This window comes from Arthrobacter sp. Z1-15, assembly GCF_054792395.1.
The window spans coordinates 1,560,728-1,582,723 of record NZ_CP096454.1 but is presented as its reverse complement, the minus strand read 5'-3'; the positions used below and the strand labels follow the sequence as shown (position 1 = coordinate 1,582,723).

Sequence of the window (21,996 nt, the reverse complement as noted above, 5' to 3'; positions counted from 1 at the left end):
TGCCGAAATCAGGGCTTGCGGCGGATCAGGGCCAGGAACATGGCATCGGTCGCGTGGATGTGGGGCCAGAGCTGCGCGGTGGACTCGTGCCCGGCGCCCAGGTTTCCGGTCAGGCTGACGCCGTCGAGTGCGGCGCCGGCGTCGAGCAGTTCCAGGTCGTTGCGCAGGCGCAGCACATCGGTGACGACGGCGGTGGTCTCGGCCGGGTGCGGCGAGCAGGTCACGTACGCCACCACGCCGCCTGCCTTCACGGCGTCAACGGCGGCAGTGAGCAGTTCACGCTGCAGTGCACCCAACTCCCCCACATCTGAAGGCTTCCGGCGCCAGCGGGATTCCGGCCGGCGCCGCAGTGCTCCTAGGCCGGTGCACGGAGCGTCCACGAGAACGCGGTCAAAGGTGTCCGGGTACTGCTCCGCGATGCTGCGGCCGTCTCCGGTGCGGACATCCCAGACGTCTCCGGGAACAGCTTCCAGTGCCTGCTGGACCAGTTTGGCGCGGTGCGCTGCGGGTTCGTTGGCCAGCAGGATGGCACCCTTCTCATTGGCCAGGGCGGCCAGCAGTGCGGCCTTGCCGCCGGGTCCGGCGCACAGGTCCAGCCACTGTTCGCCGTCGCGGCTGCCGTCAGCGGTGCGGTCGCCGATGTCCACGGCGGCCAGCGCGCGTGCAACCAGCTGTGAGCCGGCGTCCTGCACGCGGGTGGTGCCGGCCCGCACCGAAACCAGGCGTCCGACGTCGCCCGCAGAGTACAGGGCCGAGCCCTCGACCAGTTCGCCGTCAACAGCTCCGGATTCCCGCGCCTCATCCAGGTTTCCCAGCCCGGGCAGAGCCACCAGGTTCACCACGGGGGCGTCGTTATCGGCCTTGAGCAGGTCCGTGATTTCCTCGACGTTGCGGCCGTGGGCGACCAGGGACTGCCGGAGGGCCCGGACAATCCACTCCGGGTGGCTGTGCTCAATTGCTGCCCGTCGGGTTGCATCCGTTTCGTCCCGGGTCAGTTCCGCAACCCAGGTTTCCAGGTCCCGTGCGGCTACTTTTCGCAGCACTGCATTGATCAGAGCCGAGGGTCCGGCTCCGATGACGGCGCGGGCCAGGCCGACGGTCTGGTCAAGGGCAGCGTGGGCCGGAACGCGCATGGCCAGCAGCTGATGGGCGCCGATACGCAGGGCGTCAAGGACGGCGGGGTCCAGCCGTTCCAGCGGACGGTCCACGCATTTGGCAAGGATCGCATCGTAGGTGCCCTGGCCGCGCAGTGCGCCGTAGGCCAGTTCCGTGGCGAAGCCTGCATCGCGCTTGTCGAGCTGGTGCTTGCGGATGCTCTTGGGCAGCACGAGGTTGGCGTACGCGTCATCCTCGGAGACGGCGCGCAGCACTTCGAAGGCGACCAGTCGGGCCGGATCCGCGGCGCGCGTGCGCTGTCCCGGTGCCTGCGCGGTGCGGCTGCGCACGGCCGGACGGCTGCGTTCGTGGCCCTTTTCGTTGCGCTGTTTGTTGTTTCGGGGGGTGCTGTTCTGGGGAGTGCTGTTCTGGGGGGTCATTCGAAGACCACGTCCTCACGGTGGGCCAGGCCGCGGGCCCAGTCGGCCCCCGGCATCATTTTCTTGCCGGCGGGCTGCACCTGCAGCAGTTCCAGGCCGGCGGATCCGGTGCCAACAACTGCGGCTGCCTGCGCTCCTCCGGAAAAACGGACCTGGCCCGGGGCCAGATCGGTGATGTCCGGCCGCAGCGCTGCTGTGCCGATCTTGAACCGGGCGCCGTCCCAGGTGGTCCAGGCCCCCGGCTCGGGGGTTACGCCGCTGATGCGGCGCCGGATGGCCAGCGCCGGCTGGTTCCAGTTCACCCGCGCGTCGTCAATCGAAAGTTTGGGTGCGAGCGTCACGTCACCGGACTGCGGAACGGCGTGCGCGGCACCGGACTCGATTGCCGACAGCGTCTGCGCGAGCAGGACGGCGCCGCTGTGGGAGAGCCGTTCCAGCAGCGCGCCGCTGGTGTCTTCGGGCGACAGGGTTTCAGTCAGCTGCCCGTACACGGGTCCGGTGTCGAGACCCTTTTCCAGGAGGAACGTCGAGGCGCCGGTGACGTCGTCGCCGTTGATGACGGCGTGCTGCACGGGTGCGGCGCCGCGCCAGGCGGGAAGCAGGGAAAAGTGGAGGTTGATCCAGCCGTGTTCGGGGATGGTCAGCGCCCGTTCGGGGATGAGTCCGCCGTAGGCCACGATGGCTGCAACGTCCGGGTTGGCCGCGCGGATGGCGGCGACGGCGTCGTCGTCGATCTTTGCCGCACGGATAACCGGCAGGCCCAGTTCCTCAGCGCGGGCAGCAACGGGCGACGGCGTGAGGGTGCGTTTGCGCCCGAGAGGTGCGTCGGGGCGGGTCAGTACGGCAACGACGTCGAACCCCGCTTCCAGCAGGGTGTTCAGGGAGGGGACGGCGACGGCGGGGGTTCCGGCGAAAAGTACGCGCATGCTCACGGGCGGCTAGGCCTGTCCGCCGGTGCCCGAGGCCCCGAAGGTGCCGCGGCCGGCGCCGCCGCCGAAGGAGGCTCCGGCACCAAAGGCCGAGCCGACCGTCTGGGCGCGCTCCGCCGTCGTGCGTCCTGCAATCGCGTCGTAGTCCGCCTGTCGGATGGCGCGGAGTGCCTTCTTGCGGTTCTCCCCCTCCAGCCGGTCGATGTACAGCACGCCGTCCAAGTGGTCTGTTTCGTGCTGGAAGGCGCGGGCCAGCATGCCTTCACCCTCAATGCTGACGTGGTTGCCGTCCTTATCGACGCCGGTCACTCTGGTCCAGCGGTACCGCGGTACCGGGTAGCCCAGTCCGGGGATCGACAGGCAGCCCTCCATCTGGTCTTCCTGGCGGTCTTCGCTCAGCTCAAGCACGGGATTGACCACGTGTCCGGCCTGGCCGTCGATTCGGTAGGTGAAGACCCGGAGGCTGACGCCCACCTGCGGAGCCGCAAGGCCTGCGCCCTCAACGTCCTCCATCGTCTCTTCCATGTCGGCGACGAGCTTGGCCAGTTCAGGCCCGAAGTCCGTGACTTCCTCGGCAGGGGTCCGCAGGACCGGGTCGCCGATAATCCGGATGTTCAGGATTGCCATCTAGGGTTGATTCCTTACTGTTGCTGCTGACTCTGTCCACCCACCAGTCTAGTTGGACCGTGCCTGCTGCAGTGCCCCCGGGCACAGGAAGCACCCCGGGTGGGTCCGGTTCTGCGGCTCAGCCGGACTTGACGCTCGGTGAAGCGAGCCCCGGCGTTCCATAGCAGCGAGTCCTGGAGTGGCTGGAGCGGCTAAAGCTACCGCTCGGCGGGACAGTTGTCCTTGAGTTCAAACCTAGGGCACGGACGGCTGGGGCATCGACACTGCATGGGCACCGACCGGGGGCGGCGCGATGGGAAGGAGCGCGCGTCCGGCGGCTGCGACGTCGTACGAGGTTTGCCACAGTCTGCGGAGGGCGCAGAACTTGAACCAGTGCTGTGGCAGGACCGCCGGATTGGCGCGCATCGGCCGGACTTCGGTCTGGCCGATGGCAACGCCGAGCAGCAGCGGATCCTCCCCGTAGGCCCAGGGCTCCCACATGCCCTTTCCGGCATCAACGAGGGATTCTTTGGCTTTCATTCCGGCCACGAGCTGCATGACCACCTTGTCATCCAGTGGCTTAACCTGGCCGTCGCGGTCTGTGTTCTTGGTTTTGTAGTCGATCAGGCAGAGCCTGCCGTTGATTCGTGCCACGAGGTCGAGCGTTCCGGCGTACCCCAGCTCGTCATTCCATACGGTGATTTCCGGTGCCAGGGGCTCAACCTGGTAGAGGTCCCACCACTCGTCAAAACGGTCCGCAAACTGGTGCTCGCCGTGTTCCTGAAGGGCGGTGCGTGCAGCTTCTAGCTCGTGCGGAAGGTTCAGTGCACGCAGCGATACCTGCTCGCAGTAGAAGTGCACCCGCGTTCCGCGTTCTGCGGCTTTGTCCCGGTAGCGTTCGGATGCACGTGACGCTTCTTTAGCGACGTTGCGCAATGCTCCCGGATTGCCCAGACTTGCCGCCAGCTTGGGATCCTTGATGACGGCGTTTGCTGCCATGTGGCCGTGCCAGCCATCAAGCGAAGTGGCGCCCTGGGCTATGACAGTGGTGATGGAAGGTACCGTCGGCGGTTCCGAGAGGGAGCGGGAGTACATCCGCCCAAATTCCGTTGAATGTGCCAGAGCTGGTTCAGTCATATCTTCAGTTTGTCATCCGGCACCGACCTTTAGGCAAAACGGGCATCCGGGCGATTCCCGCAGGTCGGGCCGGGGAGCTCGGCGGTGTCCCTCGGTCTCCCGTCCTGCGGTCCTGGCTTTTGGGAACGTCCGCTGCAGTACCTGGGAGTCTCGGGCAAGGCCACGTCCGCTGCACGAGCCGTCGCCGCACCCCAAACCATCCCCAGCCGCAATCCTCCCAGCCGCAATCCGGCACCTTGATCCGAGCCCGTTCCCTCGTGGCATGCATCGGTCTACATGCAGTGGTCCGCTGACCTTTTGTCCGAAGACTTTTGGTGGCTGCTAATTCTGGGGCCGTGCCACAAATTCTTGAGCCGTGAAGTGAGCCGGTAAAGGAAATGCCGTTCTATCAGGCACCTATCAGTCGCGCGAGGAAGAACGACCGGCAGCGTAAAACAAAAAGAGGCCCCGCAGGGCCTCTTCGTAGAACTCATACTTTCAAACTTTTGGTGGGCGATACTGGGTTCGAACCAGTGACCTCTTCGGTGTGAACGAAGCGCGCTACCACTGCGCCAATCGCCCCCATGCTGCAATTGTTTTCACAACCGCAACGTCTAAAGATGCTAGCCCAGTTTGGAGCGGACTCCAAACCGGTGCCGCCTCCCGGCTTCTCCTCCGCCTTAGACGTCGCTCCCAATTGCTTCCACGTGTTCCGATTCGGTTCGCCGCGGACATCCGACGTCACCCTGTTCCGTCTCGCTCAATGTACCGGCTTCCCCCGTGGCCTCGCTGCTCCTGCTGCCGTCGTCGTTCTCCCGGGCTGCCTCACCGATCCCCCGCTGCCGCTCCCCTGTGAGGCAGACGATCGAAGTGGCGCGGACAATCGAACCGGGCCGGCGCCGGCGTCGTCGTTCCACGACGGCCAACTTCGCCGTCGTCGTTCCACACGGCCAACTTCGCCGTCGTCGTTCCGCACGACCGACTCCGCACCTGCTCTCCTTCTCCGCTCTCCTTCTCCGGTCCTCTCCGGCCCCACCTGCGACGATGCGCACCTGCTTGCAACACCCCTCGCCGAAGTCCGAATTTCCCCCGATTGGACGAACCACGAAACGTCCAGTAGAGTTTTTCTTCGTTGGAAAGCGGGAGTTCGCCGCGAAAAGCGAAAGCGATTCGGGGACGAATACACTAACTTTCTCAGCATGCGGACGTAGCTCAGCTGGCTAGAGCACCACCTTGCCAAGGTGGATGTCGCGGGTTCGAATCCCGTCGTCCGCTCGCAAGTCACTGTAAAACCGGTTGATTCTGACTGGTCGGCCTATGCTTATGCAGTGGTCACGGTGGGGTGGCCGAGAGGCGAGGCAGCGGCCTGCAAAGCCGTATACGCGGGTTCGAATCCCGTCCCCACCTCCACGGTGGACTTGCACAGCCCTTTTGGGCGCGATTGGCGCAGCGGTAGCGCGCTTCCCTGACACGGAAGAGGTCACTGGTTCGATCCCAGTATCGCGCACTACAGTTAGACGTTTTTGGCGTACAACTGTGTTTTTGCGGACGTAGCTCAGCTGGCTAGAGCACCACCTTGCCAAGGTGGATGTCGCGGGTTCGAATCCCGTCGTCCGCTCTCTTGACTGCATCGGAGTCTCCTCTGGGAGACTTGATGCATCAAGCGCGATTGGCGCAGCGGTAGCGCGCTTCCCTGACACGGAAGAGGTCACTGGTTCGATCCCAGTATCGCGCACGGACAGTTTCGGCTGTCTTGTTTTGCGGACGTAGCTCAGCTGGCTAGAGCACCACCTTGCCAAGGTGGATGTCGCGGGTTCGAATCCCGTCGTCCGCTCACATAGTTGTTTACCGGGATTTTTCCGGGGCGACGAACAGAAGGAGCAGGCCAAAAGGTCTGCTCCTTCTGCGTTTAACTGGTTTAACTGGGCTTAACTGCGGCTTTAACTGCGGCCGACGCCGGCGGCCCCGGTTGCGTGTAGCGGAAGCAAGCGGACGGCGGTTCATAGCGGACGACGGTTCATGCACCCTCCCTGCGGCGGAGCGGGCCCCTAGGTGGTGCACGGGGATGCTCGCGTGGCGGCCTGGCGGACGATGGCGGTCATTGAAGACGTCGGCGGATCGGACGCTGGCGGACGACGTCGGAAGTTGAGGAAGTCGGCGGGGAGAGGCTGGTTCGGAGCGGGGCCTGGCGGGCAGGTTGGCGGCACGGCCACTGTGGCGGCGACAGCCGACGGCGGTGGTGCGGGCCATGACATCCAGTCCCCCGGGACGCACCATACCTTTTCCGCCATCTTCGCCTTCGCTTTTCTCCTCCACAGCATCTTGGAGAACTGCCAGACGCCGCCATTTGTCCACAAATCCGAATCTACGTTCGAACATGCTTACCATTCCTGAAATGCTCATCGTATGGAAGATGACCAGAACGGCACCGCTGTTCCGCCGCCTTTGCAAGGGCCATGTGTTGCCGCTGAGCCCACCGGCCCTAAATACGGATGGGCAGCTCATCCGACACTGTTACCGTCGCCGGAAGCAACCAGTGTCTCCGGCGCGGCCGAACTGCAGCAAATCACAGCCGTTGCCCGGGGAATCTCTCTCAATCTCCAAACCTCACTCCCCCTCCTCGATCCCCCTGACCTGGTTGCCTTTGCCTCAGCTACAGAGGAGCTCTCCCGGCTCGTGGACCACATGCAGATAGCTGCCGCAGCAGCATTGGACCGCGCACGAATCTGCGCTGAGGTATCGCTCTCCTGGGCTACTGCTGCGGAGAAGGTCCAGCAGGAATACAAGAACACAGCGGAGTATATGCGGCATCGACTCCGAATTAGCCGACGGGAAGCCTGGAAGCGGATCCGGCTAGGATCTGCGCTGTCGCCGGCTTTGGCCCTAACGGGCCAGCCCATCAGCTCTGAGCTGCCAGCGCTGTCCGAACGTTCTTCTCGCGGTGAAGTATCCGGTGAAGGGGCTCAAATCGTGAGCCTGGCAATCAAACACGTGCAAGGCTGCGGCACTTCCGAGGATCGGGCAGCAATGGAGGCGGCTCTGACCGATGTGGCTGCCAGCCAGGATCTTGATGCGCTCAGTGTTGTCGCTAGCGCATGGGTCAATCACCTGGACCCGGACGGAACGGAACCAACGGAGCAGCAGAAAGCCGAACTGCAGGGCCTATTCATTCGTCGGAAGTACCGAGGACTGCACCGCTTAGATATTTTCGCCACGGACGATCAATTTGAAACGCTCATGACTGTGCTGGCTCCCGAGGCCAACCCCCGCAACGGTGCCGGCCTGCCAGCGAACGGAGCTTGTGAAGATCTGGAAGGCACCGAACGCGCTGTACCCCGTGATCCTCGGACATATCCGCAAAAGTGTCTGGACGGGCTGGTTGCTTCCTGCAAGCTGGCGCTGGCCTCAGGCCAGCTGCCGGCAAATGGAGGAGCCAAGCCACAGGTCTTGGCCATCATTCCGTATGAACAGCTCAGGGACAGGGTCAGCAGAAAAACGGAAACCGGCACGCTGGCCTATACCGGCCCAGTTCCCGCTCACCAGATCCGCCGTATCGCGTGCGAGGCCGACATCATTCCGGTTGTCCTCAACGGAGAAGGCCGTGTTCTAGACGTCGGGACCGCAGCCCGCTATTTTCCGCCGCACCTCCGAAAGGCGATCATTGCCAGGGACGGCGGCTGTGCCTTCCCTGGCTGTACCTCCCCTGCACCCTGGTGCGAGGCTCACCACATCGAATATCACTCCCGCGGAGGACCAACCAGCACCGACAACGGCGTCCTGCTGTGCGGATTCCACCATCACCTGATCCATCGGGAAAAATGGCGCATCCGCGTCACTCGCGGCGTTCCCTGGTTCGTTCCTCCGACCTATGTAGACCCATTTCAAGCGCCGTTGCGCAACACCTACTTCCATCCCCTTCGCCCTCACCGGCAGGTCGTGTGAGCATGCCGCGCAATGACTCCAGTCCCCCAAACTCTCAGTCCTTGGCCAAGCTGGTCAGGGGGCTTACCATTGAAACGAACGGGAAACGTATGGTTTCCCCTGCGAAAGGAGGTGGTCCGTGTCTGTATTTGACGGGCTCAAGGGCAAGGCCGGAGAGCTGAAGGACAAGGCTACCGAGCTTGTGGGCGAAAACGCCGACAAGATTAAGGGTGGCATCGGTCACGCAGGAAAGTTTGTCGATCAGAGGACCGGCGGCAAGTACTCCGACAAGATCGATGGTTTTCAGAGCAAGGCCTCTGAAGCGGTAGACAAGGTCGACCGCAAGCAGGGCCCGGACTCCGGGACCGACTCCGGACCGATTCCTCCGGCCGCATAAGCTCCAGAGCACGACAAGGGTCCCGGTCCCGCCGAGAGGCGGCACCGGGACCCTCGTCATTTAATCTCAGTTCAGCGAGTAGGTCCTGGCGCTGGACGAGGTCTGCCGTCGCAGCAGCCGGCGGCACCAACGGCCTCGTCCAGACCTGCCGCTTATAAGCCTGCTACTGACGCTGGTACAAGACAGCCTCGTCACTGCCGTTCAGCCATAAACCGATCTTCCGCAGCATAATCAACGTACCGGTTGAAGAACTCCAAGCGGTCGGCTGCATAGCGAGGATCATCTGCACTCTTGGAAAGCCACTCCAGTTCATTTTGGACAGTATCCGCATAGTCGCCGACAGGAACGTAACCCAGCTCCTGAGACGCCCGGGTATCCAGAATGATAGGCGCAGCGCTCTCCCACGGATGGGACCCAAGCTGCACACGCTCACTCGGCACTACTCCCCCTGCACCGGCATCCACGCCGCCGACACCGCCGACACCGCTGTCACGACTACGAGCCCTGCCTGCACTGCCCACAGACTCAGTTTCGCCGGAGAGAAGCACCTCCTCCCACTGGTGTCCGAAATAGGCTGCAACACTACGAGAAATCTCCAGCGCACTGGGAGCATCAGGATCCGCGCTGTTGAGGATCCGCCTACCGGGATGCAACGCAACAACCTCCACCAGTGCAGCAGCATTCACAGCTGCCGTCGTATGGTCGACACCGGAACCTGAGGCAGCCAAAAATACGGCTTTTCGGGCATCCAGAACACGACGGACGAAAACCCATTCACGGGCTGGAGAGGCGCCCTCGCCATGCACCTTTGAGGCCCGAAGAACAGTGACCGGACAACCGCTGTCCAGGAGCACCTGCTCGGCTGCTACCTTGTTGCTTCCATATCCTTCGGGAGAGTCAAAGTAGCCGTTGCCCGGAGCGACAGTGGGCTGGTCTTCGGCGATAGGACCGGAAAAGACAGGCCGGCCGGGAGAATTCACATGCCGCCCAAGCGAGTCAACGTAAACAGCCTTGCTGGAGAGCATGACAGACGACCCAACATCGTCCAGAAACGGAAGAAGCTGCCGGGCATCAGCAGCAGTGAAACACAGGCAATCCACAAGCAGATCCGCACCCGAACCCACAAGTTGCTGCAGTGCCCTGGAGTCGCTGCGCTCGACTGCATGAAATGCTGCACCCAAAGCGATGAGATCCGCAGGAACACGGGACAGCGCTCTGCCGGTGATGTGGACTTCCCAGCCGGACGACAAAAGCCGCCGCGCAACGGCACGGCCAATCAGTCCGCTGCCACCCAAGACAATTGCTCTGCGCACAAGACCCCCATCTTTGCCGCCAGTTGTTCCAATTGCCGCCAGTTGCGCCAGTTGTTCAGAAGGCCGGTGCCGCTGGCCGTCCACGGTAGAACTGCCCGAAACTACGCTGCTTCGCCGGTCTGTCCCTCGCGGGCCAGAGCCGTAAGACGGGAAACAGCACGGAAGTACTTCTTCATATAGCCGCCGCTCATCATTTCTTCCGTAAACAGCTGATCGAATGGGACGCCGCTGGCAAGAATCGGAACGTCCTTGTCGTACAGACGGTCGGCAAGAACCACAAAGCGCAGTGCAACAGACTGCTCGGTGATTGTGCCGACGTTGTGCCAGGCAACGGCGTCGACACCATCAATGAGCTGACGGTACCGGCTGGGATGAACGGTGGAGAGATGGTTGATGAGTGCGGAGAAATCATCCTCGGCAACCACTTTGCCGCTGAATTCCGCTGCCACACGGCTGGCAAGATCGTCCTCGGCAACAGGATCGGGAGACTGCGGGAGACCACGGTGCCGGTAGTCCTCACCATCAATGCGCACGACGTCGAACTGGTCGGCCAGAACCTGGATTTCCCGCTGGAAGTCGACGGCGGCAAAGCGGCCTTCGCCCAGCGAACCGGGCAGGGTGTTGGACGTGGCAGCAAGCTTGACGCCGGCGTCGGCCAGTTCCCGCATCAGGCGGGACATCAGGACAGTGTCTCCCGGATCATCAAGCTCAAACTCGTCGATGCACACCAGCTTGTAGGCACTCAGGGCATCAACGGTTTTCCGGAAGGACAGGGCGCCCACGAGGTTGGTGTACTCAACAAACGTCCCGAAGGCCTTCGGCCCCTCAACGGCGTGCCAGAGACTGGCAAGCAGGTGGGTCTTGCCGACACCGAAGCCGCCATCCAGGTAAAAACCGGCCTTGGAGTCGGGCTTTTTGGCACCAAAGAGCTTGCGCAGGCCGGTGGGCTCGGGAACGTCGACGGCGGCAGCGAAGTCCCGCATTGAGCTCACGGCGTGCGACTGCGAAGGCTGCGAAGGATCCGGACGGTAGCTGTCGAAGGAAACTGAACCGAACCGGGGCGAAGGAAAGAACCCCTTCAGCAGTTCATCCGTCGAAACCTGGGGAGTCCGCTCCGCAAGGTGCTCCACTTGTGCCACTGTGCGCAATCCGTCCGTTTGTTGCCTGCATCCGGCCTTGGTTTGCCGGTCCTGCTGCTGATCTGTTGCGGCGTTTTGCCGCCCTCGCAACGATACGCCAATGTCTGCGCGTATATGGAAATGCAACCCCTGGACAGCAGCAATACCTGCGGTGAACACTCGGATTATGACGAAGCGGGAAAAGAAGAATTACCGGCCCGGCAGCTACGGCCGCGAGCGGCATGTATCGCAGAACCGCGGGCGGCATGTACCGCAGGAACGGCTCCTGATGGGTCTTGAATTCAGTACGGCCGCAGCAGCACTGGGCGGCGGAATCCTCTTGGCAGTGCGCCCTGACGGTGCCTTTTTGCATGCCGATCCGGCGGTTCTTCGCCGTACCCCGTTTTCCACGTGGCGACTTCCCGGACTGCTCCTGGCCGGAGGCTGCGGCGGCGGTTATGCGCTGTCAGGTCTACTGCACCTCAGGCGCAGCAGAGCGGCCCGGTTAATCTCCGTGGCAGCAGGAACCGCCCTGGTGGGCCTCGAAATGTGGGAGATCGCCTTTATTGAATACCAGCCGCTGGAGGTTCTTTTCGCAGGAGTCGGGATCGCCGTCGTCGTGCTCGCGCTGCGTCTGCCCGCACCGGCCTTCAGCAGTGCGTCCGGCGCTCAGCAGCACCCGCCGGACTACGCGACGCCGGGTTAAGCCGGTTCCGGGCCAAACCGGACCAAGCTCGGACCCGGTCCGCGCTAGCCCCTTGGAAGTTTTCAGCGCCCGGCGTCGTTAGGCTTAGAGGAAGCCCGAATGTAGATGCCGAGGAAAGAAGTTTCGCGAATGTCGATCGCTGCTGACAGCAACCCCAAGTTTGCCGACTATGCCCACCCGGAACGACTCGTGTCCACGCAGTGGCTGGCCGAGAACCTGGATGCGAACAACTTGGTGGTCCTCGAATCGAACGAGGACATCCTCCTGTACGAAACAGGCCACATCCCCGGCGCACGCAAGATCGACTGGCACACGGACCTCAACGACGAAAACACCCGCGACTTCGTGGACGGTGCAGCCTTTGCGGAGCTGATGGCCCGGAAGGGTATCTCCCGGGACTCCACCGTGGTCCTCTACGGCGACAAGAGCAACTGGTGGGCCGCCTACGCCCTGTGGGTCTTCACGCTGTTCGGCCACGAGGACGTACGGCTGCTCGACGGCGGCCGCGACAAGTGGATCGCCGAAGGCCGCCCCATGACCACCGACAAGGTCTCCGTTGAACCCACCGAATACCCGGTAGTGGAGCGCAACGACGAGAAAATCCGCGCCTTCCTGCCCGACGTCGTCGGCCACTTGGGCAAGGGCCCGCTGATCGATGTCCGCTCCCCCGCTGAATACACGGGCGAACGCACGCACATGCCCGACTACATGGATGAGGGCGCCATGAAGGGCGGCCACATCCCCACTGCGCAGTCCGTCCCGTGGAGCAAGGCAGCTGCCGAAGACGGCACCTTCCGGAGCCGCGAGGAGCTGGAGACGCTGTACAAGCAGGGTGCCGGACTCCAGGAAGGCGACGACGTCGTGGCCTACTGCCGCATCGGCGAACGTTCCAGCCACACCTGGTTTGTACTGAAGCACCTTCTCGGCTTCGAATCCGTGCGCAACTACGACGGATCCTGGACCGAGTGGGGCAACGCAGTCCGTGTTCCGATTACCCGCGGCGAAGAGCCCGGCAGCGCCCCCAGCTGAGCCCGCTAACCGCCCAAACATCCCAGAACGGCAGAGAGATTTACCCATGAGTGCCACCACCCCCGAAACCTCCATCCCGGAGCAGCTGGCCGAAATTGTCGACGACTTCCAGGCCATGGAGGAAGCCGAGCGGCTTGAACTACTGCTGGAGTTCTCCCTAAGCCTGCCGGACCTGCCCGCTGAAATAGCCGACCGCCCGGAACTGATGGAGCAGGTGGTGGAATGCCAGTCGCCCGTGTTCCTCAGTCTGGACGTGGATGACTCCCCCGAGCACCTGGTTTCCCTGTTCTTCAAGGCGCCCCGTGAAGCACCGACCACGCGCGGCTTCGCGAGCGTGCTCTATGAGGGCCTGAACGGGCTGCCTGCGGCGCAGATCCTGGCCGTACCGGCAGATGTTCCGGACCGGCTGGGCCTCACCCGAGCCATCACACCGCTGCGGATGCGGGGAATGTCCGCCATGCTGGGACGTATCAAGCGCCGGCTGGCCGAACACGAAAAGCTCGCACAGCCGTAGTTCCACAGCGAGGAAAGGGCGCACCATGGCAGGGAACCGGGACAAGCATGCGGGCAAGGGCGCGACGCCGGCCACCCGGCTGCTCGACGAAGCCAAAGTTCCGTACACAGTGCGTCACTACGAGCACGACGCGGGTGCGCCCTCATATGGTCTGGAGGCGGCGGAAAAGCTCGAACTGCCGCCGGAATCCGTCTACAAGACACTCATGGTGGACCTCGGCGGACGGCTGGCCGTCGCTATGGCCCCGGTCGCGCTGAACCTGGATTTGAAGAAGTTCGCCGCACTGATGGGTGCCCGCAAAGCCGTGATGGCAGACCGGAGGGAGGCGGAGCGGCGCACGGGCTACGTGGTGGGCGGCATTTCGCCCCTGGGCCAGAAACACCCCTCCCCCGCCGGAATCGACAACCGCGTGGAACTGCTGGACACCGTCTACGTCTCCGGCGGCCGCCGCGGCCTGCAGATCGGGATCTCTCCGTTTGACCTGATTCGGCTCACGTCGGCGCTGACCGCTCCGATTGCGGCTTCCCCGGGGTAGCGAGAGACCTTGACGGGGGGTTTTAGCGGGCGTCATTCAAGCGCCCTGCTGCTCAACCCACTCGGCCCAGCCCGGTTTGTCGGTTCCCTCCGGTTTGTCGGTCCGGCCCGGTTTGTCGGTTCCCTCCGGTTCGTACAGATTCCTCCGCTGCGCGGCGGAGGGATTGTCACAAACCGGAGGACTTTCCTCAGAGCGATCCCCGCGGCCTGTGTCCCTCCTCGTGCGCCGCACCTCGCTGACTCCGGCCGACCTGGGACTTCGCAGCCCCGGGCTGCGGCCAATGCACCTGCTGCGGCACTTCCACCGGACCAGCTGGGCACCGATGCTGCTCCACGCGCTCAACAACGCACCCGCCGTCCTGATCCTCCTAAGCGCTCTAGCTGTCCGCCGGGACAACAACTGCCCTCGGGTCAGCCCTTCGATGCCTCGGCGCGGCGCTCGGCGGGATGCCGGGTGCGGCCCAAAATATTGTTCAGCCAGCCCAGCACCACGCGCTCCCACCGCTCGGGATCCACGTTGTATTCCTTGGTGTGCCCGGCCTTGGAGAACCTCTCGAAGGTCACCACGCCCGGATTCTTCTCCGCCAACTCGGCGGAAGGACCAAACGGAACAAATTCGTCGTCCTCGCTGTGCAGGATCAAAGTGGGAATCCGGATTTCCTCGGCGCGGGTGACCCAGTCCATGCTCTTCAGGTCCAGAGGTGCGGCAAGCCCGGTCAGGGCACGGCCGGCAGGCTTGGAGATAAGCCACTGCCCCAGCCTGCCGGACTGGACGGGAATCCGGTTCAGGCGGGCGTGGTGGCTCAGGACGTCGACCCAGTTGATGACGGGACCGTCAAGCACAAGTGCCCGGATATGCCGGCGCAGCGGCGAACGGTCGGCGGCCTGCAGGCTGACGGCACCGCCCATGGACCAGCCAAACAGCACAACGTCCTTGGCGCCGTGCGCGAGGGCGTAGCGGATGGCCGCTTCGACGTCGTGCCACTCGGTCAGCCCCAGCCCGTACCGGCCATCCGATGCGTAGGGGGCTTCGCCGTCGTTCCGGTAGGAAATCAGCAAACTGGTCAGGCCCGCTTCGCGCGCAGTGCGGACGGCACGCAGACACTCCGTGCGCTGGGCTCCCCGGCCGTGAACCATGATGGCCCACGTGGCGGCACCGGCATCGGCACGCACCAGCCAGGCCGGAGCCAGACCGCCGTCCACGGGGATGTTCACTTCCTCCTCCGCGAGGCCGACGGCGGAGGGCGAGGGATAGATCGCACCGCTCCACCAGCCGCGCACGGCCTTGGTGAGGTCGCCGCTGTAGATCTCTTCGACGTCGCGTTGGACGGTTCCCTCGCGCGGTTCGTAGGAGCGGATGGTCCCGATTCGGGCGTGCCCGGCACCGCCGTCGAAATACAGACTGTAGGTTCCGTCAACCGTGGTGTCCTCATTGGCGGGGAGAATGATCTGCTTCCCGTTTTCGGAGTCGATGACGGCCAGGATTTCCAGGTTCTCATCCCGGTTCCGGCGGGGCGTGACCACCTGGCGGGCAAAGTAGACACCCAGCCCGGACGTTGCCGCAAACAGGGCGGCAGTTGCAGCCGCACCCATACCCGCCCCAAACGCAGTCCATTTGATCCACGGAGCGGAAAGACCGGTTGCCGGTGCGGGATCGAGGGGAACAGCTACGGAGGAACGCGCAGGAATGGAGATAGCCATATCTCCATTCTTACTGACGGAAGCAAACCGGACGGCGGGGCCATGCCGCCCGAGGCCAAGTGTCACAGCCGCCACACCGGGGCAGCACCGGCGCCGGAAGCCAGGACCGGCTTCGGACTAAGCTGGCCGCATGACTGCAACTATCGTGGTGCTGACCGAAGAGTCGCTCAATGACGTAGACATCTCCAACCTGCGGTACCTGGTCCAGGACAACCCGGCCCGCTTCAATGTGCTGGTCCCGTCCGACACCGGACGCAACCTGCTGGTGGACGTGCTGGACAACCTGAGCCTGCTGGAATTTGCTGCAGCGTTCCGTGACCTGACGGGCGGCAAGCCGACCAAGGACGAGGAAACAAAGGCGGCCGAAGTGGAACTGGCCGAATCGCTGCAGCTGCTGACGGCTTCAGGGCTCGAAGCCACCGGTTCAGTGACGGGCGAGGACCCGGTCCAGGCGGTGGTTGCCGCAGCGAAGGCGTCGGACGCGCAGCAGGTTGTGGTGATTACCACCCCGCACGCAGTCGAGGATACGTTCCGCACCGACTGGGCCAATGAAGCGCAGGACCGCCTGGGAGTACCCGTGCTGCATCTGTACTCCGGCTCGGGATTTATTGGCGACTCTTAAGCGTTGACGCCGGTATGACTGAAGACACCACCGGAACCGTCCCGGTACAGAAGACAGATGAGCAGTGGCGCGAGGAGCTGACCCCGCAGGAATACCAGGTTCTCCGCAAGGCCGGAACCGAACGCCCCTACACGGGTGAATACTGGGATACCAAAACCGCCGGCGTGTACCAGTGCCGGGCCTGCGGCAGCGACCTGTTCACCTCCAGCGAGAAGTTCGATTCGCACTGCGGCTGGCCGTCCTTCTTCGCCCCGCTGGCCGAAGGAAAGGTGCGTTACCTCCACGACCGCAGCATGGGCATGGACCGCATTGAGGTCCGCTGCGCCAACTGCGATTCGCACATGGGGCACCTGTTCGAAGGCGAGGGTTTTGATACCCCCACCGACCAGCGGTTCTGCATCAACTCCATCTCCGTGAAGCTGGTTCCCGCCGATGGCAGTTCTGACGACGGCGGCACACAGCCGGGCAGCACCAAGTAGGAGTACATGGAACACGGCGTGTTTCCCGGCGAAATCATCCCCGCCCCGGAGGTCACTGAAGAGGCTATTAACAGCTACCGCCTGCTCAGCGCCGACATTGCGTCCGGCGTGGCGGTGGTCTCCACCCGGTTACGGGGACGGGACTACGCCGCCACGGTCAGCGGATTCCTCTCCGTGTCCTACGACCCGCCAACACTTTTGGTCAGCCTCTATGCCGAATCACGGATCGCGGAGGCAGTGGTGGAAAGCGGCACCTGGGCGTTGAGCCTGCTCTCCGCACGCCAGCGCGGCACGGCAAATTGGCTCGCCAGCCCCGGCTCGCCGCTGGAAGGACTCCTCAGCCAGGTGGACTACGGCCGGGGACCCGTCACGGAGGCGGCAGTGATCGAGGGGTGCATCGCCTGGTTCGAAGTCCGCACCACTTCGGTGACGACGGCGGCGACTCACCAGCTGGTGGTCGGTGAAGTGGTGGCCATGGGACGGCGGGCATCCGCGGAGGACGAAGCGGATCCGCTGGTGCACTTCGCGTCCGCATACGCCGGGCTGAGGTAGCGCCCGGGTCGACAGCACCGGGTAACAGTTCTCAGGACGCAGTTCCCGGAAAGCAGGCCACTGAGGTCCGGATGCGAGAGCATCCGGACCTTTTTACTGCCCGGCCGCGGGGGTACGGCACCTCCCATTGTGTCCCCGCTGAGCCAAACGTAACCTCGAATAACGGGGGACGACGCGGAAGAGCTGCAAGATCCCGGGTTCTTTCACAGCCCAAGTATCGGCTTGATATCCGGACCGCATCGGCCCGGAAATGCCGGCCGCACCAGGAGATCACTATGGGCACAGAGCAGTATCACGAGCCACCATCCGAACTTCCCGCAGAAACGCGAACCTTTGCCAGAATGTGCGCCAGCTTAAGCGAAGAAGCTGAAGCGATCGGGTGGTATGTCCAGCGCATGGCGGTGGAACCCGATGCCGAATCACGCGCAATCATGCACGACTCGCTGGGCGAAGAGTTCAAGCACTTCAGCATGGAACTGGAGTTCCTGCTCCGCCGGACGCCGCTGTGGCGGGAGATAGCCCGCGGCATCCTGTTTACCGACGGCGACATTGTGCAGCACGGTGAGGCGTCCGAGGCCGAAGCCACCGGCGGCTAGGAACACCGCACCCCGGCTAGGTGCCGGAGACCCTGCACCCGGCACTACTGCTTACCCTGGAGGTGCTTCGATGGCACGCAACAGTCTGCTCGACAGGTTCCGGCCCGTAGGATCGCCGGGCCCGGCAGGTCCTGCCGGCGTTCCGGCCGGTGATGATCAGGGACCGGACGCCGAACTTGTACCGGTGTTCGAGGCCCTGGACCCCACCATTCGTGAGTCCAACGAGCTGATGGAGGATGCCTCGGAGCGGGCAGCAGAAACGGTGGCTTCCGCCCGGACACGGGCGGCAGCACTGGTTGAGCAGGCGCGGATGGAGAGTGGTGCCGTGCGCGCACGGGCCGCGGCAGAAGTATCCAGCACAACTCAAGCAGCGGACGCCCGGATGCTTCAAAACGCGGCCGACGAGGCAGCAGAACTGAAACAGCGGGGCGAATCCCGGGTGCCGGAACTTGCAGCAGCCATAGTCGCGGACCTGGTGGAGGATCTTCTCGGGAACAAGAACCCATGAGATCGGACTGGGTGGCGGCATCAGTGCGGGCCCGCTCCATGGCGCAGCGCCGGGTCGGTGCGGGTACCTGCCGCGACATCGCAGGCGCGCCAGGGCTGCAGGCAGCTCTCGGGCAGCTCGCCGACTCGGTCTACGGCAAGGAGCTGGTTGACGGCAGGGAGCTGCATGGCAGGGAACCCCACGGCCGGGAATTCCAGCCGGTGCAGACCCTGTCGGAGGCACACCGTGCCACCCGCAGGACGGTCCTCTGGCAGCTGCGGGTGCTGGCCGGCTGGCTGCCTGCCGGAGGAACCCGCCTCGTCCGGGCCGCTGCAGCCGCCTTCGAGGTCGACAACATCCTTGCACTGGATCTCCATCTCCGCCGGGAGCACGCAGGCAGGGAGAACGCCGCCGGGGCAGCAACGGGGCTGACAGCCGGCGCCTCCGCCGGCACAGGCGCCGGCACCAGTACAGGCACCAGTACCGGGGCGGAAACCTTCAGAGCGTTCGACCTCGGCGGGTTGGCAACGGCCTGGCCGCGGCTTCAGGCGACGGCAACGGAGGAAGAGCTGCGGTCAGCACTCGCCTCCTCGCCCTGGGGCGATCCGGGAACGGAAACAGCACTTCCGGACATTCTCACCGCTGTGTGGCTCCGCCGCCTCACCGCCGAGGCCGCAGCCGTGAGGCCCTGGGCTGCAGGAGCAGCAGCTTTGATCGCTGCCCGGACGGTTGTAGTGGACCGGGCTGCTCCGGCACCGAGGCTGGTCACCCTGCTTCGTCCCCTGCTGGGCACCGCCTGGACCGGGACCGGATATCCGGCACCTGGAAACCCGGCACCAAGGGGACCCGCAGGAACGGCGCCGGCAAACACCCCCGAACCGGCAGGCCCTGCAGGCCCGGCAGGTTCAGACTCTGCAGCAAGTTCGGACACTGCAGCCCTGGAAACCCTGCGAAGCACCCTTCCCCCGGCAGCCGCACAGGCGCTGGACGGAGTGGAACGCCCCGCCGGCCTGTGGCGGGCCGAAGCGGCACTGGCAGCGCGCATCGAAAGCGACGGATTCAGCCTGCTGCGTGCCGGGCTCCCCGGCCCTGACGTGGTCCTGGGCGCCATGGCGGTACTGGCTGCCGACGCCTGGCGCGTCCGCGCGGCTCTGGCGTCTGCCGCGGTGCAGACCGGAACGAGCGTGGTGCTTGATGCCGTGGCGTGAGAGCCTAAGCCCGGTGCGGATGGAGCGGATTGCCCTGGTGGCACCGTTGACCGCCCGGCACGACATGCTCGCCGAGGTGGCGAGGAGTTCCGCCGTCGAACTCGATCTGCCGTACGAGCCGGGCACCGGACCGGAAGAGATCGAACGGGCTGCCGATGCCGCCGTCGTCCACGGATCGGTGGCGGCCCTGGTGGGCTGGTCGCCCTCCCAGCAGCTGCCCGGCCTGCAGGCAAAGCTGGAACCGCTCGGTGCCTCCGCCGTCGCGCTCCGACGTCCCCGCGGCGTGCAGCCGCCCACTTTGCTTACCGGAGATGAATCGCGGCGGAAGCAGGTTCCGGTGCTGTCCCGGCTGCTTGTGGACACCTACACCACGGTTCCGTACGCGGATCTGGATCCTGCCCGGATTGCCGGCGTGGCGTATGTGGTGATGTTTGGAATGATGTTCGGCGACGCCGGACAGGGAGCTCTGCTTGTGGTTGCCGGTCTGCTGCTGCGGTTCCTGCCCCGGCTGCAGCGGTTCCGCCGGACGTGGCTGTTCATCACCGGCGCCGGACTGGCCGCCGTGTTTTTCGGCGTCCTTTACGGCGAGTTTTTCGGTCCCACCGGCGTGCTGCCGGTGCTGTGGCTGGAACCGCTGGAGGAACCCATTCCGCTGCTGGTTGCCGCACTGGTGCTGGGCGCCGTCCTGCTGGCCGGCTCCTACGTCCTGGGCACGATTAACCGGGTCCGTGAGGGAGGCTGGGCCTACGCCCTGTATGCCAGATCCGGGCTGGCCGGTGCCCTGCTGTTCACCGCCGTGGGGCTGCTGGCCTGGGGGCTGCTGGCAGGGCAGCCGGTGATCCTGGTTGTTGCCGGCGTGGTGGCGCTGCTGGCGCTCGTGCTGATGTTCATCGGACTGTTCGCCGAATCCGGCGGCGGTGCCACCGGCGGGCTGCAGGCGAGCGTGGAACTGGTGGACAGCGTGGTGCAGCTGGGCTCCAACTTGGTGTCCTTCACTCGGCTGGCGGCTTTTGGCCTCACCCATGCCGCCCTCATGATGGTGGTCTGGCAGGCCACCACCGCGTTGTGGGAGCCGGGCTGGCGGGTGGTGGCCGCCGTCGTCGTCTTCCTCGTTGGCAATGCCCTGACATTTGCGCTGGAAGGCCTGGTTGCCGGAATTCAAGCGCTCCGGCTCGAGTATTACGAGCTGTTTTCCCGCGTTTTCCAGGAAGAAGGCAGACGGTTCCGGCCCTGGAACCCCGAATCCGGCGCTGGCAGCGGCGACACGGGATTGTCACCGGCCGCTGCCCCGGAATTGTCCACCGCCGCCCCAGCTGAGAGGCATCTCCCATGAATCCCTGGCTCGCCGGCCTCCCGCTGGTTCTCCTCCTCGCCGTCCTGCTGGCCGGCGGTGCCGTGATGCTGATGCGCCGCAGCCGCCGCACAGGCATCAAGGCGCTGCTCGGTTTGAACGCCCTCCTGATGGCCGGTGCACTGGCCCTCTTTGCCGCGGCCCTGAACGCCGCACCGGCAAGCGCGGGAGCGGGCGACGGCGGAGCTGCGGCAACCGCCGTCGCAGCGGCCACTGAAGGCAGCGACAGCAGTGGTGCTGCACTGATCGGAGCGGCCATCGCCGTCGCGGGTTCCTCCATCGGCGCCGCTATTGCCGTGGCCTACACGGGGTCCGCGGCGTTGGCTGCCATGAGCGAAAGGCCGGAGATTTTCGGCCGAGCGATGGTGGTGGTGGGGCTGGCCGAAGGCATCGCCATTTACGGGCTGATCATCTCGATCATCCTCATCGGACAAGCATGAGCAGCCCGGACACGGTTCCAGCGCCCGGCTTCCGGGCAGCAGACCGCAGGACCGGATCAGTGGCCGCGCTGGGCGAACCGGCTCTGCTCCTCGGGTTCCGGCTCGCCGGTGCCGTTCTTTACCCGGCAACAGGCCCGGCGCAGGTGCGGGCGGCCTGGGCAGGTCTGCCGGACACGGTGGCCGCGGTGGTCCTGACGCCTGCCGCCGCAGCCGTGCTCACCGTTGAAACCGCGGACCCGGCATCGCCCCTGACGGTGGTGCTGCCCTGATGAGCAGACTACCCGCCGGATCCGATGCCGCCCTCGAACCGGTGCGGTATGCACTGCGCCGGCAAGCGGAAACCGAGGCCGGCCGCCGGGCGGAGGACGCCCGCCGGCAGGCCGAAGCGCTCGTTTCCGCGGCCCGGGCAGAGGCCGAGGACATCCGGGCAACGGCGGCCCGGCAGGGTGCCGAGGCAGCACGTACGGAAGCGGCCGGGCGGTCGGCGCGGGTCCGCCGGGAAGCACGCCGCACGGTGCTGGCGCAGCAGGAGGCGTTGCGGTCCGAGCTGGTCCGGCAGGTTCAAATGCGCGCCCGGGACCTGCGCAGCGACCCGCGCTATCCGCAGATCCTCCGGCGGCTCACCGAACGTGCCGACGCGCTCCTGGGACCGATGGCCTCCGTGACGGAAAGCTATAAGGGCGGCGTAACAGCAGTGGCCGGATCGCGGCATCTGGACCTGTCCCTGCCTGCCCTGGCTGAACAGGCGCTGGAACAGCATGCCGGGGAGGTGCAGCGGTTATGGGAGGACGCCTAACGTCACAACGCGGATCGGCAGGCGGATCGGCAGGCAGCACCGCCAG

General features: G+C 64.9%; 24 protein-coding genes and 7 tRNA genes. 22 read left to right on the top strand and 9 right to left on the bottom strand.

Annotated features, from left to right (window positions below; all coding sequences use genetic code 11):
- Nucleotides 1–8: 8 nt before the first annotated feature.
- The 6 genes from M1D40_RS07265 to M1D40_RS07240 all read right to left on the bottom strand — a co-directional run bounded on the left by M1D40_RS07265 (nt 9) and on the right by M1D40_RS07240 (nt 5,103).
- The gene (locus M1D40_RS07265) at nt 9–1,535 is read right to left on the bottom strand and encodes an RsmB/NOP family class I SAM-dependent RNA methyltransferase (RefSeq protein WP_461170685.1); all 1,527 of its coding nucleotides are present in this window, start codon (nt 1,533–1,535) and stop codon (nt 9–11) included.
- Nucleotides 1,532–2,461 carry a methionyl-tRNA formyltransferase gene (gene fmt, locus M1D40_RS07260; protein WP_461171023.1) on the bottom strand — a complete coding sequence of 310 codons (930 nt, stop codon included), beginning with the start codon at nt 2,459–2,461 and terminating at the stop codon, nt 1,532–1,534. Before fmt ends, M1D40_RS07265 begins: the two co-directional genes overlap by 4 nt.
- Nucleotides 2,462–2,473: 12 nt before the next feature.
- Nucleotides 2,474–3,091 carry a peptide deformylase gene (gene def, locus M1D40_RS07255; RefSeq protein ID WP_461170684.1) on the bottom strand — a complete coding sequence of 206 codons (618 nt, stop codon included), beginning with the start codon at nt 3,089–3,091 and terminating at the stop codon, nt 2,474–2,476.
- Between the two features lie 234 nt (nt 3,092–3,325).
- Complete coding sequence (locus M1D40_RS07250; protein WP_461170683.1) at nt 3,326–4,207, bottom strand: cytochrome; 882 nt, start codon at nt 4,205–4,207, stop codon at nt 3,326–3,328.
- A 486-nt stretch (nt 4,208–4,693) separates the two neighbouring features.
- Nucleotides 4,694–4,768, bottom strand: a tRNA-Val gene (locus M1D40_RS07245).
- 98 nt (nt 4,769–4,866) lie between these two features.
- A complete protein-coding gene (locus M1D40_RS07240; protein WP_461170682.1) occupies nt 4,867–5,103 on the bottom strand; it encodes a hypothetical protein in 237 nt (78 codons plus the stop codon).
- 284 nt (nt 5,104–5,387) lie between these two features.
- Between M1D40_RS07240 and M1D40_RS07235 the strand changes: the two genes are divergently transcribed.
- The 8 genes from M1D40_RS07235 (at nt 5,388) to M1D40_RS07200 (ending at nt 8,504) form a co-directional block, all read left to right on the top strand.
- Nucleotides 5,388–5,461: transfer RNA gene (locus M1D40_RS07235), tRNA-Gly, on the top strand.
- A gap of 61 nt (nt 5,462–5,522) precedes the next feature.
- Nucleotides 5,523–5,596 (top strand) — tRNA-Cys (locus M1D40_RS07230).
- Nucleotides 5,597–5,621: 25 nt separating this feature from the next.
- Nucleotides 5,622–5,693 (top strand) — tRNA-Val (locus tag M1D40_RS07225).
- A gap of 37 nt (nt 5,694–5,730) precedes the next feature.
- Nucleotides 5,731–5,804: transfer RNA gene (locus M1D40_RS07220), tRNA-Gly, on the top strand.
- A gap of 45 nt (nt 5,805–5,849) precedes the next feature.
- Nucleotides 5,850–5,921: transfer RNA gene (locus M1D40_RS07215), tRNA-Val, on the top strand.
- Between the two features lie 25 nt (nt 5,922–5,946).
- A tRNA-Gly gene (locus M1D40_RS07210) sits at nt 5,947–6,020 on the top strand.
- 572 nt (nt 6,021–6,592) lie between these two features.
- Nucleotides 6,593–8,128 (top strand): HNH endonuclease signature motif containing protein, encoded by a 1,536-nt coding sequence (locus M1D40_RS07205; protein ID WP_461170681.1) that lies wholly within the window; start codon nt 6,593–6,595, stop codon nt 8,126–8,128.
- A 118-nt stretch (nt 8,129–8,246) separates the two neighbouring features.
- Nucleotides 8,247–8,504: an antitoxin gene (locus M1D40_RS07200; RefSeq protein WP_341392732.1), complete on the top strand. Its 258-nt coding sequence runs from the start codon at nt 8,247–8,249 to the stop codon at nt 8,502–8,504.
- Between the two features lie 191 nt (nt 8,505–8,695).
- On the opposite strand, the gene M1D40_RS07195 is transcribed toward M1D40_RS07200, so the two are convergent.
- Entirely contained in the window at nt 8,696–9,817 is a 1,122-nt protein-coding gene (locus M1D40_RS07195; RefSeq protein WP_461170680.1) for an NAD-dependent epimerase/dehydratase family protein, read from the bottom strand.
- Nucleotides 9,818–9,918: 101 nt separating this feature from the next.
- Complete coding sequence (zapE, locus tag M1D40_RS07190) at nt 9,919–10,956, bottom strand: cell division protein ZapE (RefSeq protein WP_341392730.1); 1,038 nt, start codon at nt 10,954–10,956, stop codon at nt 9,919–9,921.
- A 166-nt stretch (nt 10,957–11,122) separates the two neighbouring features.
- Between zapE and M1D40_RS07185 the strand changes: the two genes are divergently transcribed.
- The 4 genes from M1D40_RS07185 to ybaK all read left to right on the top strand — a co-directional run bounded on the left by M1D40_RS07185 (nt 11,123) and on the right by ybaK (nt 13,719).
- Nucleotides 11,123–11,641 carry a hypothetical protein gene (locus tag M1D40_RS07185; RefSeq protein ID WP_461170679.1) on the top strand — a complete coding sequence of 173 codons (519 nt, stop codon included), beginning with the start codon at nt 11,123–11,125 and terminating at the stop codon, nt 11,639–11,641.
- 129 nt (nt 11,642–11,770) lie between these two features.
- Nucleotides 11,771–12,670, top strand: coding sequence for a sulfurtransferase (locus tag M1D40_RS07180; protein ID WP_341392728.1), 900 nt, complete (start codon nt 11,771–11,773; stop codon nt 12,668–12,670).
- 46 nt (nt 12,671–12,716) lie between these two features.
- The gene (locus tag M1D40_RS07175; RefSeq protein ID WP_341392727.1) at nt 12,717–13,184 is read left to right on the top strand and encodes a SufE family protein; all 468 of its coding nucleotides are present in this window, start codon (nt 12,717–12,719) and stop codon (nt 13,182–13,184) included.
- 25 nt (nt 13,185–13,209) lie between these two features.
- Nucleotides 13,210–13,719 carry a Cys-tRNA(Pro) deacylase gene (ybaK, locus tag M1D40_RS07170; protein WP_461170678.1) on the top strand — a complete coding sequence of 170 codons (510 nt, stop codon included), beginning with the start codon at nt 13,210–13,212 and terminating at the stop codon, nt 13,717–13,719.
- A 410-nt stretch (nt 13,720–14,129) separates the two neighbouring features.
- Here ybaK and M1D40_RS07165 read toward each other — a convergent pair whose 3' ends face one another.
- On the bottom strand, nt 14,130–15,419 hold the full coding sequence (locus M1D40_RS07165; RefSeq protein ID WP_461170677.1) for an alpha/beta hydrolase family protein: 1,290 nt from the start codon (nt 15,417–15,419) through the stop codon (nt 14,130–14,132).
- Between the two features lie 130 nt (nt 15,420–15,549).
- On the opposite strand from M1D40_RS07165, the gene M1D40_RS07160 reads away from it, so the two are divergent.
- The 10 genes from M1D40_RS07160 to M1D40_RS07115 all read left to right on the top strand — a co-directional run bounded on the left by M1D40_RS07160 (nt 15,550) and on the right by M1D40_RS07115 (nt 21,950).
- Entirely contained in the window at nt 15,550–16,041 is a 492-nt protein-coding gene (locus M1D40_RS07160; protein WP_341392724.1) for a hypothetical protein, read from the top strand.
- Nucleotides 16,042–16,055: 14 nt separating this feature from the next.
- Nucleotides 16,056–16,520 carry a peptide-methionine (R)-S-oxide reductase MsrB gene (msrB, locus tag M1D40_RS07155; RefSeq protein ID WP_341392723.1) on the top strand — a complete coding sequence of 155 codons (465 nt, stop codon included), beginning with the start codon at nt 16,056–16,058 and terminating at the stop codon, nt 16,518–16,520.
- A gap of 6 nt (nt 16,521–16,526) precedes the next feature.
- A complete protein-coding gene (locus M1D40_RS07150) occupies nt 16,527–17,072 on the top strand; it encodes a flavin reductase family protein (protein ID WP_341392722.1) in 546 nt (181 codons plus the stop codon).
- 275 nt (nt 17,073–17,347) lie between these two features.
- On the top strand, nt 17,348–17,668 hold the full coding sequence (locus M1D40_RS07145) for a ferritin family protein (RefSeq protein WP_461170676.1): 321 nt from the start codon (nt 17,348–17,350) through the stop codon (nt 17,666–17,668).
- Nucleotides 17,669–17,738: 70 nt separating this feature from the next.
- Nucleotides 17,739–18,176, top strand: coding sequence for a hypothetical protein (locus M1D40_RS07140; protein WP_341392720.1), 438 nt, complete (start codon nt 17,739–17,741; stop codon nt 18,174–18,176).
- Nucleotides 18,173–19,363, top strand: a complete 1,191-nt coding sequence (locus M1D40_RS07135) for a hypothetical protein (protein WP_461170675.1) — start codon at nt 18,173–18,175, stop codon at nt 19,361–19,363. Before M1D40_RS07140 ends, M1D40_RS07135 begins: the two co-directional genes overlap by 4 nt.
- Nucleotides 19,350–20,696, top strand: coding sequence for a V-type ATPase 116kDa subunit family protein (locus tag M1D40_RS07130; protein ID WP_461170674.1), 1,347 nt, complete (start codon nt 19,350–19,352; stop codon nt 20,694–20,696). The genes M1D40_RS07135 and M1D40_RS07130 overlap by 14 nt, the downstream gene beginning before the upstream one ends.
- Complete coding sequence (locus M1D40_RS07125) at nt 20,693–21,154, top strand: ATP synthase subunit C (protein ID WP_341392717.1); 462 nt, start codon at nt 20,693–20,695, stop codon at nt 21,152–21,154. Before M1D40_RS07130 ends, M1D40_RS07125 begins: the two co-directional genes overlap by 4 nt.
- Nucleotides 21,151–21,423: a hypothetical protein gene (locus M1D40_RS07120; protein ID WP_461170673.1), complete on the top strand. Its 273-nt coding sequence runs from the start codon at nt 21,151–21,153 to the stop codon at nt 21,421–21,423. The genes M1D40_RS07125 and M1D40_RS07120 overlap by 4 nt, the downstream gene beginning before the upstream one ends.
- Complete coding sequence (locus M1D40_RS07115; protein WP_341392715.1) at nt 21,423–21,950, top strand: hypothetical protein; 528 nt, start codon at nt 21,423–21,425, stop codon at nt 21,948–21,950. Before M1D40_RS07120 ends, M1D40_RS07115 begins: the two co-directional genes overlap by 1 nt.
- The last annotated feature ends 46 nt before the right edge of the window (nt 21,951–21,996 follow it).

What these genes read in the sequence shown, in the direction of transcription:
- M1D40_RS07265 (WP_461170685.1), bottom strand. Translation starts at nt 1,535, where the DNA reads ATGACCCCCCAGAACAGCACTCCCCAGAACAGCACCCCCCGAAACAAC.
- fmt (WP_461171023.1), bottom strand. Translation starts at nt 2,461, where the DNA reads ATGCGCGTACTTTTCGCCGGAACCCCCGCCGTCGCCGTCCCCTCCCTG.
- def (WP_461170684.1), bottom strand. Translation starts at nt 3,091, where the DNA reads ATGGCAATCCTGAACATCCGGATTATCGGCGACCCGGTCCTGCGGACC.
- M1D40_RS07250 (WP_461170683.1), bottom strand. Translation starts at nt 4,207, where the DNA reads ATGACTGAACCAGCTCTGGCACATTCAACGGAATTTGGGCGGATGTAC.
- M1D40_RS07205 (WP_461170681.1), top strand. Translation starts at nt 6,593, where the DNA reads ATGGAAGATGACCAGAACGGCACCGCTGTTCCGCCGCCTTTGCAAGGG.
- M1D40_RS07185 (WP_461170679.1), top strand. Translation starts at nt 11,123, where the DNA reads ATGACGAAGCGGGAAAAGAAGAATTACCGGCCCGGCAGCTACGGCCGC.
- M1D40_RS07180 (WP_341392728.1), top strand. Translation starts at nt 11,771, where the DNA reads ATGTCGATCGCTGCTGACAGCAACCCCAAGTTTGCCGACTATGCCCAC.
- M1D40_RS07175 (WP_341392727.1), top strand. Translation starts at nt 12,717, where the DNA reads ATGAGTGCCACCACCCCCGAAACCTCCATCCCGGAGCAGCTGGCCGAA.
- ybaK (WP_461170678.1), top strand. Translation starts at nt 13,210, where the DNA reads ATGGCAGGGAACCGGGACAAGCATGCGGGCAAGGGCGCGACGCCGGCC.
- M1D40_RS07165 (WP_461170677.1), bottom strand. Translation starts at nt 15,419, where the DNA reads ATGGCTATCTCCATTCCTGCGCGTTCCTCCGTAGCTGTTCCCCTCGAT.
- M1D40_RS07160 (WP_341392724.1), top strand. Translation starts at nt 15,550, where the DNA reads ATGACTGCAACTATCGTGGTGCTGACCGAAGAGTCGCTCAATGACGTA.
- msrB (WP_341392723.1), top strand. Translation starts at nt 16,056, where the DNA reads ATGACTGAAGACACCACCGGAACCGTCCCGGTACAGAAGACAGATGAG.
- M1D40_RS07150 (WP_341392722.1), top strand. Translation starts at nt 16,527, where the DNA reads ATGGAACACGGCGTGTTTCCCGGCGAAATCATCCCCGCCCCGGAGGTC.
- M1D40_RS07145 (WP_461170676.1), top strand. Translation starts at nt 17,348, where the DNA reads ATGGGCACAGAGCAGTATCACGAGCCACCATCCGAACTTCCCGCAGAA.
- M1D40_RS07140 (WP_341392720.1), top strand. Translation starts at nt 17,739, where the DNA reads ATGGCACGCAACAGTCTGCTCGACAGGTTCCGGCCCGTAGGATCGCCG.
- M1D40_RS07135 (WP_461170675.1), top strand. Translation starts at nt 18,173, where the DNA reads ATGAGATCGGACTGGGTGGCGGCATCAGTGCGGGCCCGCTCCATGGCG.
- M1D40_RS07130 (WP_461170674.1), top strand. Translation starts at nt 19,350, where the DNA reads ATGCCGTGGCGTGAGAGCCTAAGCCCGGTGCGGATGGAGCGGATTGCC.
- M1D40_RS07125 (WP_341392717.1), top strand. Translation starts at nt 20,693, where the DNA reads ATGAATCCCTGGCTCGCCGGCCTCCCGCTGGTTCTCCTCCTCGCCGTC.
- M1D40_RS07120 (WP_461170673.1), top strand. Translation starts at nt 21,151, where the DNA reads ATGAGCAGCCCGGACACGGTTCCAGCGCCCGGCTTCCGGGCAGCAGAC.
- M1D40_RS07115 (WP_341392715.1), top strand. Translation starts at nt 21,423, where the DNA reads ATGAGCAGACTACCCGCCGGATCCGATGCCGCCCTCGAACCGGTGCGG.